This window comes from Neobacillus sp. OS1-32 (genome assembly GCF_030915425.1).
GTDB classification, from domain to species: Bacteria; Bacillota; Bacilli; order Bacillales; family Cytobacillaceae; genus Neobacillus; species Neobacillus paridis.
In genome coordinates this window covers 3,889,016-3,903,821 of sequence record NZ_CP133263.1, presented here as the reverse complement: position 1 = coordinate 3,903,821, position 14,806 = coordinate 3,889,016, and the positions used below count along the sequence as shown (strand labels likewise).

The 14,806-nt window shown below is 43.1% G+C and carries 11 protein-coding genes and 1 pseudogene; 9 read left to right on the top strand and 3 right to left on the bottom strand.

The window, feature by feature from the left end; translation table 11 throughout:
* Positions 1–52: 52 nt before the first annotated feature.
* A complete protein-coding gene (gene galE, locus RCG24_RS19170; RefSeq protein WP_202651755.1) occupies positions 53–1,024 on the bottom strand; it encodes a UDP-glucose 4-epimerase GalE in 972 nt (323 codons plus the stop codon).
* Positions 1,025–1,273: 249 nt separating this feature from the next.
* Here galE and RCG24_RS19165 point away from each other — a divergent pair, with 249 nt between their 5' ends.
* The 5 genes from RCG24_RS19165 to RCG24_RS19145 all read left to right on the top strand — a co-directional run bounded on the left by RCG24_RS19165 (position 1,274) and on the right by RCG24_RS19145 (position 6,726).
* Positions 1,274–2,974 carry an N-acetylmuramoyl-L-alanine amidase gene (locus tag RCG24_RS19165; protein ID WP_306792892.1) on the top strand — a complete coding sequence of 567 codons (1,701 nt, stop codon included), beginning with the start codon at positions 1,274–1,276 and terminating at the stop codon, positions 2,972–2,974.
* 234 nt (positions 2,975–3,208) lie between these two features.
* Positions 3,209–4,510, top strand: coding sequence for an NCS2 family permease (locus RCG24_RS19160; RefSeq protein ID WP_202651757.1), 1,302 nt, complete (start codon positions 3,209–3,211; stop codon positions 4,508–4,510).
* Positions 4,511–4,753: 243 nt separating this feature from the next.
* Positions 4,754–4,909, top strand: a complete 156-nt coding sequence (locus RCG24_RS19155; protein ID WP_202651759.1) for a hypothetical protein — start codon at positions 4,754–4,756, stop codon at positions 4,907–4,909.
* 125 nt (positions 4,910–5,034) lie between these two features.
* Entirely contained in the window at positions 5,035–5,802 is a 768-nt protein-coding gene (gene gpmA / locus RCG24_RS19150; protein WP_202651810.1) for a 2,3-diphosphoglycerate-dependent phosphoglycerate mutase, read from the top strand.
* A gap of 342 nt (positions 5,803–6,144) precedes the next feature.
* Positions 6,145–6,726, top strand: coding sequence for a DUF6241 domain-containing protein (locus RCG24_RS19145; RefSeq protein WP_202651760.1), 582 nt, complete (start codon positions 6,145–6,147; stop codon positions 6,724–6,726).
* Between the two features lie 85 nt (positions 6,727–6,811).
* On the opposite strand, the gene RCG24_RS19140 is transcribed toward RCG24_RS19145, so the two are convergent.
* Together RCG24_RS19140 and RCG24_RS19135 are read right to left on the bottom strand one after the other, a co-directional pair.
* Entirely contained in the window at positions 6,812–7,732 is a 921-nt protein-coding gene (locus RCG24_RS19140; RefSeq protein ID WP_308077773.1) for a response regulator, read from the bottom strand.
* A gap of 4 nt (positions 7,733–7,736) precedes the next feature.
* On the bottom strand, positions 7,737–9,005 hold the full coding sequence (locus tag RCG24_RS19135; protein ID WP_202651764.1) for a sensor histidine kinase: 1,269 nt from the start codon (positions 9,003–9,005) through the stop codon (positions 7,737–7,739).
* Between the two features lie 324 nt (positions 9,006–9,329).
* Between RCG24_RS19135 and RCG24_RS19130 the strand changes: the two genes are divergently transcribed.
* The 4 genes and pseudogenes from RCG24_RS19130 to sdhA all read left to right on the top strand — a co-directional run bounded on the left by RCG24_RS19130 (position 9,330) and on the right by sdhA (position 14,806).
* Positions 9,330–10,643: an anaerobic C4-dicarboxylate transporter gene (locus RCG24_RS19130; RefSeq protein ID WP_308077772.1), complete on the top strand. Its 1,314-nt coding sequence runs from the start codon at positions 9,330–9,332 to the stop codon at positions 10,641–10,643.
* Positions 10,644–10,756: 113 nt separating this feature from the next.
* Positions 10,757–12,212: pseudogene (gene aspA / locus RCG24_RS19125) on the top strand (aspartate ammonia-lyase).
* A 191-nt stretch (positions 12,213–12,403) separates the two neighbouring features.
* Complete coding sequence (locus tag RCG24_RS19120; RefSeq protein ID WP_202651771.1) at positions 12,404–13,018, top strand: succinate dehydrogenase cytochrome b558 subunit; 615 nt, start codon at positions 12,404–12,406, stop codon at positions 13,016–13,018.
* A gap of 24 nt (positions 13,019–13,042) precedes the next feature.
* Positions 13,043–14,806, top strand: coding sequence for a succinate dehydrogenase flavoprotein subunit (gene sdhA, locus RCG24_RS19115; RefSeq protein WP_202651772.1), 1,764 nt, complete (start codon positions 13,043–13,045; stop codon positions 14,804–14,806).

Below are 14,806 nucleotides of genomic sequence, written 5' to 3'. Positions count from 1 at the left end.
CTTTTCTATAGGTGCGAAGTACTTAATATATTTTCCATGCACCTTTCTATTTTTAGTATGTTTGGTTTTGGTGCCATTTCCAGGCATCGGCGATAATTTGTTCCAAGTTTCTTTCCGCTTTCCAGCCTAATTCGTCGTCGATTTTTTGGGAAGACGCCACGAGTCTTGCGGGGTCGCCCGGGCGACGGTCCGCCATTTCGATATTGGCCTTTAGGCCCGTCACGCGCTCACACGTCTCAATCACTTCTTTGACCGAATAACCGAGTCCATTGCCCAAATTATAAATCTCCGCTGATTTTTCCCCAGACAATAACGCCTCAAGGGCGAGAATATGAGCAGAAGCCAAATCGGTGACATGAATATAATCACGGATACATGTACCATCCTCTGTTTCATAATCCGAGCCAAACACCGAAACCTTGTCCCGTTGTCCTAAGAGATGCTGCAGCACAATTGGAATCAAATGCGTTTCCGGATCATGACTTTCGCCAATTACTGCTGACTTATGAGCACCTGCCGCATTAAAGTAGCGCAGGACCACATACTTCAATCCATAGGCTTTTGAAAAATCAGCAAGCACCTGCTCAACCATTAATTTCGAACGACCATACGGATTAATTGGTGCAGTAGGAGTTGTTTCATCGATCATATCAACATTTGGAATACCGTAAGTTGCTGCTGTCGATGAAAAAATAAAGTTTTTCACCTTGAATCTCATCATTACTTTTAACAGCATGATCGTGGATGCTACGTTATTTTCGTAATATTTTAAAGGGTCGACTACCGATTCCCCAACTAGGCTGTTTGCTGCGAAATGCATGACGGCTTTTATTGGATAGCTTCTGAACACCATTAATAAATCATCTACATTACCAAGGTCACCTTTTACAAAAATCGCCCGATTATCGACTGCTTCACGATGACCGGTTGACAAGTTGTCCAACACAACAACCTCTTCTTTTTCGACTAATTCCTTCACAAGATGGCTGCCAATGTAGCCAGCTCCGCCGACAACGAGAATCATAGTACATTGCTCCTTAAAAATAAGATTCTTCTTACGTTAAGTATTATAACATTTTTAAAACATATCCGCTTGTTATACGTTATGGAAGTTTAGAAACTGCTGAAAACCCTCCACGTCCTTAATCCTTTTATTTCAATATATAGATTATGGAGGTACTCAGATCGGCGGAACGGTCTATTCTGGAACGATTTTCCGCGTGTACCATACCATATTATGTAACATCTATTTAATTTGAATGGAGGAGATAAAATGAAGCTTTATTTAGACCCAGGACATGGCGGACAAGATCCTGGTGCCCAGGGGAATGGGTTGAATGAGAAGGACATTACCTTGGATATTGCGCTCAAACTGCGCAAAATCCTCCTCAATGACTATGAAAATGTCGACGTGAAAATGAGCCGTACAAGTGATACTACCGTTAGTTTAAGTCAGCGGACCACAGAGGCCAACAAATGGGGAGCAGACTTTTATTTAGCGATTCATATCAATTCCGACAGCAAGACTGCTCAAGGCTACGAAGACTATATATATCGCGATTTAGCAAGCACTTCTACAACAGCAAAATATCAAAATATTATTCACACCGAAGTATTAAAAATGAACAAGTTACAGGACCGCGGCGAGAAAAAGGCCAATTTTCACGTGCTTCGGGAGTCAGCCATGCCGGCTTTGTTAACCGAGAACGGTTTTATCGATAATGCCCACGATGCCGCGTTAATGAAACAGGGCTCTTGGCGCCAGGATGTCGCCCAAGGTCACGCAAACGGTCTGGCGAAGGCTTTTAAACTTAAAAAGAAAGCGCCTGCCACCAAGCCGAAAGAACCAACCAAAGCAGCGGACAGCAATGCGGCAACAGTCTATAAAGTCATGGTCGGCTCGTTTAAAGCAAAGGAAAATGCCCAAGAAAGAGTCGCAGCCCTAAGCAAGATCGGCATGAAATCATCGATCGTGACTGCCAAAATATCAGGTGCCACCTGGTATCGGGTCCAAGCTGGGTCTTTTACAAGCCGCCCAAAAGCGGAGGCACTGTTAAACAAGCTGGAAAAGGTAGGATATAATGACTCCTTTATTGTAATCGAAAAAGAAAGCACCTCAGACAATAAAAGTGGAAAATCCGCCAGCGGAACCAGTGCAAATTCCGGCAAGAGCATCGCAAATTCCGAAGGGAGCAACACCAATTCTGGCGGGAGCAGCACTAATTCTGGCGAGAACAGCAACAATGCTGGCGGGAGCAACACTAATTCCGGCGAGAACAGCAACAATGCTGGCGGGAGCAGCACCAATTCCAGCGAGAACAGCATCAATTCCGGCGAAAAAACAGGAGAAGATGGTGGAAACACTAGCGCAACCGAAAGTTCCAGTGAAAACTCAAGCAGCAATTCCTCCGCCGGCAGTACGACGGTCGACCCGGTGAACGGCAGCCCATCCGGCTTCACCATTTTAGGACCGATTTTCCTATCCCCTGAACAAATGAATCGGTTTGTCAAAAATATAAACCCCAAAGCACCCGAACTGGGAAGTTATTATCTAACCTTTGGAGATTACTATGGGATTAGAGGAGACGTGGCTTTTGCACAAGCCCTACTTGAAACAGACTATTTTCGGTTTACCGGGGATGTGACTCTTGAGCAAAATAACTTTTCGGGGTTAGGTGCTACAGGATCCAAAGCCCGAGGCGCAAGCTTTAAAACAGCGGAAGAAGGGGTACTCGCACATCTTCAGCATTTATATGCCTACGCTACCACAAAAAATCTGCCCAGCCGCTATCCACTCGTAGACCCCCGCTTTCATTTAGTTGAAAGAGGCTCTGCTCCAACATGGATCGCCTTAAACGGAAAATGGGCTGTTCCCGGTAGAAATTACGGGCAAACCATTTTAGATATATATGAAAGAATGCTTCACACCTCGATTCAACACCTTGAAACCACCCGGCAAAACCTCAACCCTTAACAATCGAGAGTTGCCAAGCCACTGCTGAAAAGACCTGTCGCACGGGTCTTTTTTCTTTCCTTCGGCATCAGGCACCATTCGGTTTTTTTTCAAAAAAGACAATCTCCGCTTGGATTAGGTAGGAATGAACAGACATTATTCAGGGAAAAATAAAATTCACTATTGAAATTCCATTTAAAAACGAATAATATATTAATTGTTTTTAAAAAATGTTCGTGTTTACGGAGGAACAGCATGTTTAAACTAAAAGAAAATCGAACAAACGTTAAAACTGAGTTAATCGCCGGAATTACTACCTTTTTTACCATGGTTTACATCGTAGTGGTGAACCCGGTTATTCTTTCGGATGCCGGTGTTCCATTTAATCAAGTTTTCACCGCTACGATCATTGCTTCTGTTATCGGAACCCTTTGGATGGCACTGTTTGCCAACTATCCAATTGCGATCGCTCCCGGGATGGGGCTCAATGCTTACTTTGCCTATTCAGTCGTCGGCGGTCCGCAGCACATTAACTACGAAACAGCTTTCGCTGCTGTATTTGTTGCCGGAATTATCTTTGTTATCTTATCTTTAACCCCACTGAGGGAAAAATTGATTGAGGCCATTCCCGAAAATCTGAAGTACGGAATTACCGCAGGAATTGGCCTATTTATTGCCTTTATCAGCTTACGCTTAACCAAAATTATTACTGCTGACCCTGATAATCTCGTTCGTCTCGGGAACTTGCACACACCGTCAGCAATATTAACGATCGTCGGCCTCGCCATTACCCTGATATTACTATTGTTACGGGTGAATGGAGCGTTATTTTTCGGAATGATCATTTCAGGTATCATTGCTTACTTTACAGGCCAGCTTTCATTTGACAAAGGTTTTATTGGGATTCCGTCTTTGCCGGAAGGCTTGATCATTGCCAATCCGCTTTCGGCCTTTGGCGATGTCATTCAGCACAGCCTCTACGCTGTTGTATTTTCGTTCATTTTGGTGACAATTTTTGATACGACCGGAACAATGGTTGGTGTTGCCAACCAAGCTGGCTTAATGAAAGGCGACAAACTGCCGCGAGCCCGCCATGCTTTACTTGCCGACTCATTAGGAACGGCGGTTGGGGCAATGTTTGGGACGAGCCCAACAACGGCCTTTATTGAATCGACATCAGGTGTTGCCGCTGGCGGCCGGACCGGGCTGACATCGCTTACCATTGGTGTTCTGTTTATTCTCGCTGCTTTCTTCGGGCCGCTTGTCAGTGCGGTTTCCGGACTTTCGGCGATCACCGCACCTGCTTTAATCATTGTCGGAAGTTTGATGATGGGCAGTATTGCCAAAATTCGCTGGGACGAGCTTGACGAGGCCTTTCCGGCTTTTCTGACCATTTTAAGCATGCCCTTGACATCCAGTATCTCAACAGGTATTGCCCTTGGATTTATCAGCTATCCACTTTTAAAAATAGTTAGAAGAAAGTGGCGCGATGTTCATCCCTTAGTGTATGTGTTCGCTGTCCTCTTTTTTATTCAGCTGGCATTTTTGCAAAAATAATAATGAAGGTTTTTTCTAAAGATTGTGCTATTTTTGAATCGCTAATAAAACCCTTCAATCAGCTAATATATAACACGAATTCGCTAATAAAACCTATAAATTCGCTAATATATCTGTAAAAATCGCTAATAAAGTATGTTTTTTAAAGAAACCGGCATGGTCTGCCGGTTTTTTCATGCTGCCATAAAATTTCCCTGTTAAATTTTGCAAAATGGGCAAAGCTAACATTGGGAGGTGATCAAGTTGTTTTTAGATCCAAATTATCGTGGCAATCAATGGGATGAAGAATGGAACAGTGAAGAAGTTCAAAATGAACTGTTTTCATCCGGGATCACCCGTGAGGAATGGGAGCAAAGCCGGATTATGGACTTTGATGACGAATACGATGATGATTGGTAATATGAAAACAGCTATAAGCCTCTTTATTTAGGAAGCAGTTCAGAAAAGAAGAAAAATATTATTAAAAATGGTGCCTGACATCCTTGCCAGACACCATTTTTTACTAAGATTGTTAGGTGGTTATGTTGAAAAAATTGGTGTTTATTCGTCACGGTCAAAGTCTATATAATCTAGAAAATCGCTTTACCGGCTGGAGAGATATCGACTTAACTGATGAAGGCTATAATGGGGCCAGGGGAGCGGGAGCGATTTTAAAAAAGCATGGTTTCACCTTCGATGTCGCCCATACGTCTGTTTTAAAACGGGCGATTCGCACATTGTGGATTTTGCTTCATGAAATGGATTTGGTCTGGATTCCGGTTCATAAAAGCTGGCGGTTAAATGAGCGCCATTACGGGGCCTTGCAAGGTATGGATAAAGACGAGGTAATGGAACGTTTTGGAAAGGAACAGGTAAATGAATGGCGGCGCTCGGCTGCTGTCCGCCCTCCTGCGATTTCTCCGGAGGGCCATCAGGCTGATCAAATGGATCCAAAATATAGGGTGGTCAGGAGCGAAATGATTCCCTTAACAGAAAGCCTGATCGATACTGAAAAGCGGACGCTTGTTTACTGGAATGAGCAAATAGTTCCCGATTTGCAGCAGAATAAACGGGTGATTATTTCGGCACATGGCAATACATTACGGGCACTAGTAAAGTATCTTGACAATATCTCAGACCAAGACATCGTCAGCCTTAATATTCCAAACAATACTCCGCTTGTCTACGAACTAGACGAGTCCTTAAAACCCGTGCGCCACTACTACCTTAGACATGATGGTGAAGTCCCCGAAGGAGTAATACCTAGACATTTCGATATGGACGACCCTGAAAATTTTGAGTGGATTGGTTAAGAACCTTTTCACTCGCCAATTCTCTGTCCCTGTACTGTTACTGAAACTCAATCTAAGGATGTCCCAAAAGGTAAATTTCTGTGACCCGGGTACTTAGACTGTTTCTACATGACCGAAACTTAGAAAATTTCCTCCGTTGGGGTACCTAGACTGCTTCTATGTGACCGAAACTTAGAAATTATCCTTTGTTGGGGCTCCTAGACTGCTTCTATGTGACCGAAACTTAGAAATCATCCTCTGTTGGCCTACTTAGACTGCTTCTACAAAATGCTTCATCTCTAGAATTATTTCCAGTTTTCTGTTAAAGTTGAACTATCCAGAACAAAGACAGGGGGAAAGAATTTGAAGAAATTATTACTGCTATCTGCTATTGTTTTGGTTGTTTTAGTTGGAGGAATATTTGGTTTTTATAAATTATTGGACAAAACGAGCCCTAGTGCGCCGAAAAAGCCAGTTACTCAGACAGAGAAAAAAGCTGAAACAGTCTCTGTTACTGTAGATGAAGAAGAATTAGACAAGCAGCAGACAGAGAAAATTGGCGGCGTCCAATATAAGATTGACCTGGATAAAAACAGCTCGCAAAATGAAGTGATCGATATCATGCATAAAATGACCCATCAAAAAGTAAAAGCCGAGGAAAAATGGGGTGCTGTTCCAATGATTCCTGATACGATTAATCAAGTTTACGAGATTGTCAGAAATAGTGATTTTGACATAAAGGACGATTTACTAGCGATCCTTGAAAAATGGAAAAATGGCCAATTCAGCGAGGTAGTTGAAGACCATAACTACTTCTGGAGGTATCAAGACGGGACCATTGGTAAAGCGTACGGCAAACTGGATAGTGTCGAAGAGAAGGAATTTATCGCCAATAACTTTGGTGAGGATTTTGCCAAGCGGTCAGCTCCGGGGAATAAGGACTAATGGTGCTGCTAACTAAATGTATGATCACCACTAAAGTTAATCAGAGACGTCCTTAAAAATAGACACCATCATTTGAGGATGGTGTCTATACCATTCGCTTTGCCTCCATATACAAGGCCTGGATAAATTTTTTGATATTAATCCGTGAATGGGCCGGGTCGGGTTCCACTTTTCCTTCCAATTCCAGCATTTTCATCCGTACCTGCGTGTAATCAAAGAAACTGTTTGCATAATTTTCAAATATCGGGTTACTAGAGTTTGTTAACCCCATGGAAGCAATATGATTAAAGGCCTGATGAACCGCTCTTCTGATTCGCTGTTCCCCAGCCTTGATTTCCTTTTGCACTTCTTCCGCTGAAATATCCGGCCCCAGCCGCTTCTCAATGACCCGCTTATAAATTTCCTTTAAAGGCGGTGTTTCGCGAATCCCATGCTCCTCCAGTTTTGATAAAATCATTAATACGTCGAGTAAGTCTTTCATTCCGCTTTCGCCAATTACCCCGAGCTCCAGCAAAATATTTTTCCCGGCCATAATAATCGGATAATGATTAATTCGTAATTTTTTCCTGGGATCCGGCTTTTGGGCATGCGTATTTAAAAAGCTTAATGATTGTTGAATATCATGCAACGATTTTTCCAGCAGCAGGTGTTCAGAGACTCTTTTGATGATATTCACGACTTCCAATCGATTAATGGGCTTGGTAATATAGTGTTCTACCCCAAGCTCATAGGCCTCTCCAACCATATCCTTCGTTTCAACCTGAGAGATCATGATGATTTTGCCACGAAAACGAGGAGCAATTTCCCGGACTGTTTCAATACCGTCACGATTCGGCATCAGCAAATCGATCAACAGAATATCAATTTCTTGCAGAGCCAATTCGTCAGCATATACCTCTGAACCGTCTTCTGCTTCACCAGCAACAATCCCCAAACCCTCTTCTTCTATTATATTGCGCAGCATTGCCCTAACCGTTAGGCTATCATCGACAATAAAAAACTTCATATGATCATCCTCTTTCTGTTAAAGCATCAATAGGAAGTTCTACCACAAAAGTTGTCTCTCGCGGTGTGGAATCGAGAAGACTGATCTTTCCACCAAGATCCTCTATATTATTTTTTAGATAATAGAGACCAATTCCATTGGAGGCGATTCCTAAATCATCAAATTTGGTTGTGAAACCAGCTTCAAAAATTAACGGTTTATTTTTCTCGGAAATGCCGGAGCCGTTATCACTTACTCTTATTTCCACCAAATCTTCATCCCGTGTGACTGAAAGCTTAATCCAGCCTTTGGCTTCAATCGCTTCAACTGCATTGGCCAATAAATTATTAATGAAGGTTAAAAGCTTAAATGTATGATAATAAGGATGATTGCCGTAAATATAGACCTGAAAATCGATTGTCTTGCCAAGCATTTCTCCATACGTCCTATTTGCCCGAACCAGGACATCGGCGATTTCATTGATATCCATATAGTCATCGAGGTTTTCCTTCGTCATTAACTTCGACAATCCGGCATAAATCCGTTGATTATCCTTTTTGATCTCATGCATCTCTCCGGCAATTTTTAAGGCCGTCCGGGCCATTTCCCGCTGGCTGATGGCTTTTAATTCACGATACAGTGAATAGCAGGAGCCAGTCAGCTCCTCTGCATTTTTTAACGTTTTTTTCAACTGTAGCATTTCTACGTATAAGTTGGAAATGAGCAGGAGGATTTTCTCATTTCGCTTGCGCTGTTCTTCTTCGGCAAGCTTGGTTTCCCGCACTATCAGAATGTTGAAAAAGCCAAGAACAAAGAAACTGCGGATGATAGCGATGCCGCCGATGGTTAGAAAGGTGGAAATGGTGTTTGTTACTTGTAATGATAAATTCCGAACAGAGATTTCCACAATACTGGCAATCACTTCAGTCACAACACCGTACACACCGATTAATAATGGCCGATCATATAAACTATGAATTTTAAATAGATAAAAAAAGAAGGCGAATGTCAGGTAATAAAAAAAGGCCGGAAAATGCATCCAAAATAAGTCATTCCACGCAATTGCGCCAAATTGCAGTTTATATAAGCAAATTCGAAAGAGAACGACCGAAACCCCTGTAGTCACCCCGGCGATAAGCGGGTGGATCTTTCGCGACCATAATAATATGAAGAAAAATATCGGCGTTCCTAAACTAACCCGCAGTCCTTCACCCTCTAGCGGATAAAATTTCAACTCGCCGCCGATTGGAACAGCGATCATTATAAATAAATAGGTAAGTAGTTTCCCGCGCACACTATCACTCCACCACAGCCGAACTCTTTCCCCTACTATAATAGTAAACAATTTACAGCGAAAATTCTCCCGGAAAAATGACAAATTTATTAAGTTTTGAAGCAAACTGTCGTTTTTTGTAGTTTCTTGTAGGGCACTTGATAAGCTTCAAGTAAGAACAAAGACAAAGGGATTTGTTCGAGTTAGATCTTATTTTTATGTCCTTATCTTTTTAAGTATTGCGAAAGCGTTCGCAAACCGGAGAGCGGGTGAGAATGGTCCGAAAAAGTATCTGTTTTCTAACCTTGCAGTAAAAAATTCATATTACCTATTGGGGGTATCGCCATGTTTTGGATTGAATTTTTAATCGTATTGGCCTGTATTTTTATCGGGGCACGATTAGGCGGTGTCGGTCTTGGAGTTATGGGTGGTGTTGGACTGGCCATCTTGGTTTTCGTCTTCCACTTACAACCAACTTCAGCACCAATCGATGTCATGTTGATGATTTTAGCTGTTGTCACAGCTGCTGGGGTTCTGCAAGCAGCTGGCGGGATGGATTACCTTGTCTATCTTGCTGAAAAAGCGTTGCGGAAAAATCCGAAGCAAATTACTTTTGTTGCACCAATCGTAACCTACTTATTTACATTGTTTGCCGGAACCGGACACGTTGCCTATTCCGTTTTACCTGTTATTGCTGAAGTATCACGGGAATCAGGAGTAAGACCTGAACGGCCAATGTCAATTGCCGTTATTGCCTCACAACAGGCGATTACAGCAAGCCCAATATCGGCCGCAACGGTTGCTTTATTGGCGTTATTGGCTGATTTTAAAATTTCCCTGCTGCAAATAATGTTAATCTGTATTCCGTCTACCTTTATCGCCTGCATGATTGCAGCATTTTTCTGCAGCAAAGTCGGAAAAGAACTTAATCAAGATCCAGAGTATTTGAAACGTTTGGAAGAGGGATTGGCTCCAATCAAAAAGGACAAAAAAGCATTTGAAGCCACAAAAGGAGCAAAGCTTTCTGTCATCTTTTTCCTTGCTGCTGCTCTTCTTGTCGTCATTTTAGGTTCCGTTGAAGCTTTACGTCCTGGATGGGAAATTGAAGGTGTGTTTACTAGAATGGCTATGCCGCCTGCAATCGAAATTGTTATGCTAACGGCTGCTGCCTTAATGATTATCTTCTGTAAACCTAAAATTGATGATATTGTTTCCGGCAGTGTGTTTAAAGCCGGTGCAACTGCCGTTGTTGCTATTTTTGGTATCGCTTGGATGGGTGACACTTTCTTCCAAGGAAACCTTGATTTAATTTCCGGTTCCATTTCCGATATGGTTAAATCAGCACCATGGTTATTCGCACTTGCATTATTTGCCCTGTCCATTTTGCTCTACAGCCAGGCAGCAACGGTTCGTACGCTCATGCCACTTGGTGTAGCACTTGGTATTAATCCGGCATTGTTGGTTGCCATGTTCCCGGCTGTCAACGGGTACTTCTTTATTCCAAACTACCCAACCGTTGTCGCTGCGATCAACTTTGACACAACCGGTACAACAAGAATTGGGAAGTATGTATTAAACCACAGCTTCATGATGCCGGGCCTTGTCGCCACGGCCGGGGCTGTCGTCATTGGGATGTTGCTAAGTATGGTAGTCCTATAGTAATTCCATAAAACTATTGCTTACAAAGGTGTGCGGGGGGTGTCTCTTGACACTCCCGGGTGCATCCTAAAGCGCCCGCCTTTAAAAAAAAAATATTATTGGAGATGACTAGAATGAGTACTTCAAAGAATTTCCGTATTGAAAAAGACTTCCTAGGGGAAAAAGAGGTTCCGGCAGATGTCTATTATGGCGTCCAAACGATGCGTGCCCGAGAAAACTTTCCAATTACCGGATATCATTCTTGACTCGGCTTTAATCAAAGCAATGGCGATGGTGAAAAAGGCTGCCGCTTTTGCCAATGCGGAAATCGGACAATTGGATCGGAAAATTGCCGATGCCATCATGGCTGCTGCCGATGAAGTAATTGAAGGAAAACTTCACGATCAATTTATCGTCGACCCGATTCAAGGCGGTGCAGGTACTTCCATCAATATGAATACGAACGAAGTTCTTGCTAACCGTGCCCTTGAAATCATTGGTGAGAAAAAAGGAAATTACAAGGTTATCAGCCCAAACTCCCATGTCAATATGGCTCAATCAACAAATGATGCTTTCCCTACTGGTATCCATTTATCAACATTGATGACGTTAAATACTTTACTTGAAGCAATGGATGAACTCCATCATGAATTTATGAAAAAGGCTAATGAATTTGATGGCATTCTAAAAATGGGCCGGACCCACTTGCAAGATGCTGTACCGATTCAGCTCAGCCAGGAATTCGAAGCCTATGCAAGAGTATTAAGAAGAGATATCGCGCGCATTAAAGCAACCCGCAACCATTTATATGCTGTTAATATGGGGGCTACTGCCGTTGGAACAGGCCTGAATGCCGACCCTGAATACATTAAGAAAGTTGTTGTCAAACTGGCGGAAGTTTCCGGTCTGCCAATTGTCGGTGTCGAGGATCTTGTCGATGGAACACAAAATACCGACGCTTACATTGAAGTTTCTGCAGCCCTTAAAGTCTGCATGTTAAATATGTTAAAGATTGCCAATGATTTACGGATGATGACTTCCGGTCCGCGCTGCGGCTTAGGAGAAATCAATCTTCCTCCTCGTCAGCCAGGATCCTCCATCATGCCTGGTAAGGTAAATCCGGTCATGGCCGAGGTGTTGAACCAAAGTGCTTTCCAAGTTGTCGGTAATGATTTAACGATCAGCATGGCCTCGGAAGCCGGACAATTTGAATTGAACGTTATGGAACCTGTGATTGCCTTTAACCTATTGCAATCAATCCGAATTATGACCAATGTCTTTACCGTATTCCGCAAGCATTGCTTAAGCGGCATTACACCTAATAAAGAAAGAATGGAAGCTTACGTAAATAACAGCGTTGGCATTATTACCGCGATTAACCCGCATGTCGGCTATGAAACGGCTGCTCAAATCGCCAAAGAAGCGATTACAACCGGCCGTCCAGTCAGAGAAATTGTTCTCGAAAAAGGTGTTTTAACCGCTGAAGAGTTAGATCAAATCTTACATCCATTTGAAATGACTAAACCTGGAATCGCTGCTAAAGAACTAATTGAGAAAAAACGCCAACAAAAAGAAACAGCTCACGTTTAAAATAATCCAGCAGACGCCTAGCTTTGAGGCCAGGCGCCTGACTGTTTTTACAGACTTGAAGATTAATTGATGTTAAAAGATTGGAAAGAGCAAAGTGAACTCTTTTATGTATAAGTTTTATCAAGGACGACCAATCTTTTTCCACACCACCATTAACATTTCTACCATCACATCAAAGGAGGTACAACTATATGGAACACGGAAAATACCAGCACTTTTTCCGTAAACTGCACTCACTTGCGGGAATCATTCCTGTCGGAGTATTTATGACCGTCCATCTGCTCGTAAACTATTCAGCTGTTTGGGGAATCGACTCCTATAATAAAGCTGCTGGCTTTATGGTAAATTTGCCGTTTAAATATTTTCTAGAGTTATTTGTCATCTTTTTACCGTTATTATTCCATGGAATTTACGGGGTGGTCATTGCTTTTCAGGCCAAACAAAATGTCGGTCAGTATCACTACGCCCGCAACTGGAAGTTCTTTTTCCAGCGGATCACTGGTTTGATTGCCTTTGTTTTTCTAATCTGGCACGTATGGGAAACGAAAGTCCAAGTGGAATTTAACGGAGTCGAGGCTAATTATAATTTAATGGCCGGGATTGTCGATAATGGCTGGATGCTTACACTCTATATCATTGGCATTCTCTCTTGCATTTACCATTTTATTAATGGCTTTTGGACTTTCCTGATCACTTGGGGAATTACCGCATCAACCAAATCACAAAAGATCACCGAATATATTGCGATCGTCTTATTCTTCGGATTGGCCTTCGTCGGAATCCGCGCCATCTTGGCATTTGCTTAAGAGCTAGATAGGGAGGACAAACAAATGAGCAAAGGAAAAATTGTAATCGTAGGAGGCGGTTTGGCGGGCTTGATGGCCGCTATTAAAATCGCAGAAAAAGATGTGCATGTAGACTTATTCTCGGTCGTTCCAGTCAAACGCTCTCACTCGGTCTGTGCCCAAGGCGGGATTAATGGAGCGGTAAATACAAAAGGCGAAAACGACTCCACTTGGGAGCATTTCGATGACACCGTATACGGCGGCGACTTCCTGGCAAACCAGCCACCTGTTAAAGCGATGTGTGAAGCAGCCCCAAAAATTATTCATATGTTTGACCGCATGGGCGTTATGTTTAACCGTACGCCAGAGGGTTTACTGGATTTCCGCCGTTTTGGCGGCACCCAATATCACCGAACCGCTTTTGCCGGTGCGACAACCGGACAGCAGCTGCTTTATGCACTGGATGAACAGGTTCGCAGCTTTGAAGTAAAAGGATTGGTAACGAAATATGAAGGTTGGGAGTTTGTCTCAGCGGTTATTGACCCCGATGGTGTCTGCCGCGGTATCACCGCTCAAGACCTTCGCACGATGGAAATCAAGGCATTTCCTGCTGACGCCGTGATCATGGCAACCGGCGGACTGGGAATGATTTTTGGTAAGTCAACCAACTCAATTATTAATACTGGCTATGCCGCGGCCCGGCTTTATCAACAAGGTGCCCTGTTTGCCAATGGTGAATTCATTCAAATTCACCCAACCGCCATACCAGGAGACGACAAAAACCGGCTAATGAGTGAATCGGCCCGTGGTGAAGGCGGCCGGGTTTGGACGTATAAAGACGGCAAACCATGGTACTTCTTGGAGGAAAAATATCCAGCCTACGGCAACCTAGTTCCAAGGGACATTGCTACCCGTGAAATATTTGATGTTTGTATCAATCAAAAACTTGGGGTCGATGGTGAAAATAAAGTTTACCTTGACCTGACCCATATTGATCCGAAACAATTGGATATCCGTCTCGGCGGAATCATGGAAATCTATGAAAAATTTGTCGGTGATGACCCAAGAAAAGTTCCAATGAAAATCTTCCCTGGTGTCCACTACTCAATGGGCGGCTTATGGGTAGATTTCGAACAGCATACAAGCATTAAAGGAATTTTTGCAGCTGGCGAGTGTGATTATTCGCAGCATGGTGCCAACCGCCTTGGAGCCAACTCCTTATTATCGGCCGTTTACGGTGGCATGGCAGCCGGTCCAAAAGCTTTGGAATACATTCAAGGTTTGGAAACATCTGCAGATGCCGTGGCCTCTTCGGTATTTGAAAAACAGGTCAAGGAAGATGTCAGCAAGTACGAATCAATTCTGGCAATGGATGGAACAGAAAATGCCTATTTACTCCATAAAGAAATGGGCGAATTAATGACAGCCAACGTAACGGTTGTCCGTGAAAATAAGAAATTGAAGGACACATTTGAAAAACTTCAGGAATTCAAAGAGCGCTATAAACGGATCAATATGGAGGATACAGGCAAATGGAACAACTCCAGTGCTTCCTTTGTCCGTCAGCTGGAAGGGATGATGAATCTCGCTCAAGTGATTACCCTTGGTGCTTATCAACGGAATGAAAGCCGCGGGGCACACTACAAGCCGGAATTCCCTGACCGAAATGATGAAGAATGGCTGAAAACAACCATTGCCAAATATAATCCAGCTACTGGCCAGCCAGAACTCTCGTATGAAGAAGTCGATATCTCTTTGATTAAGCCGCGGAAACGTGATTATACAAAATCGAAGAAAGGGGCCAAGTAA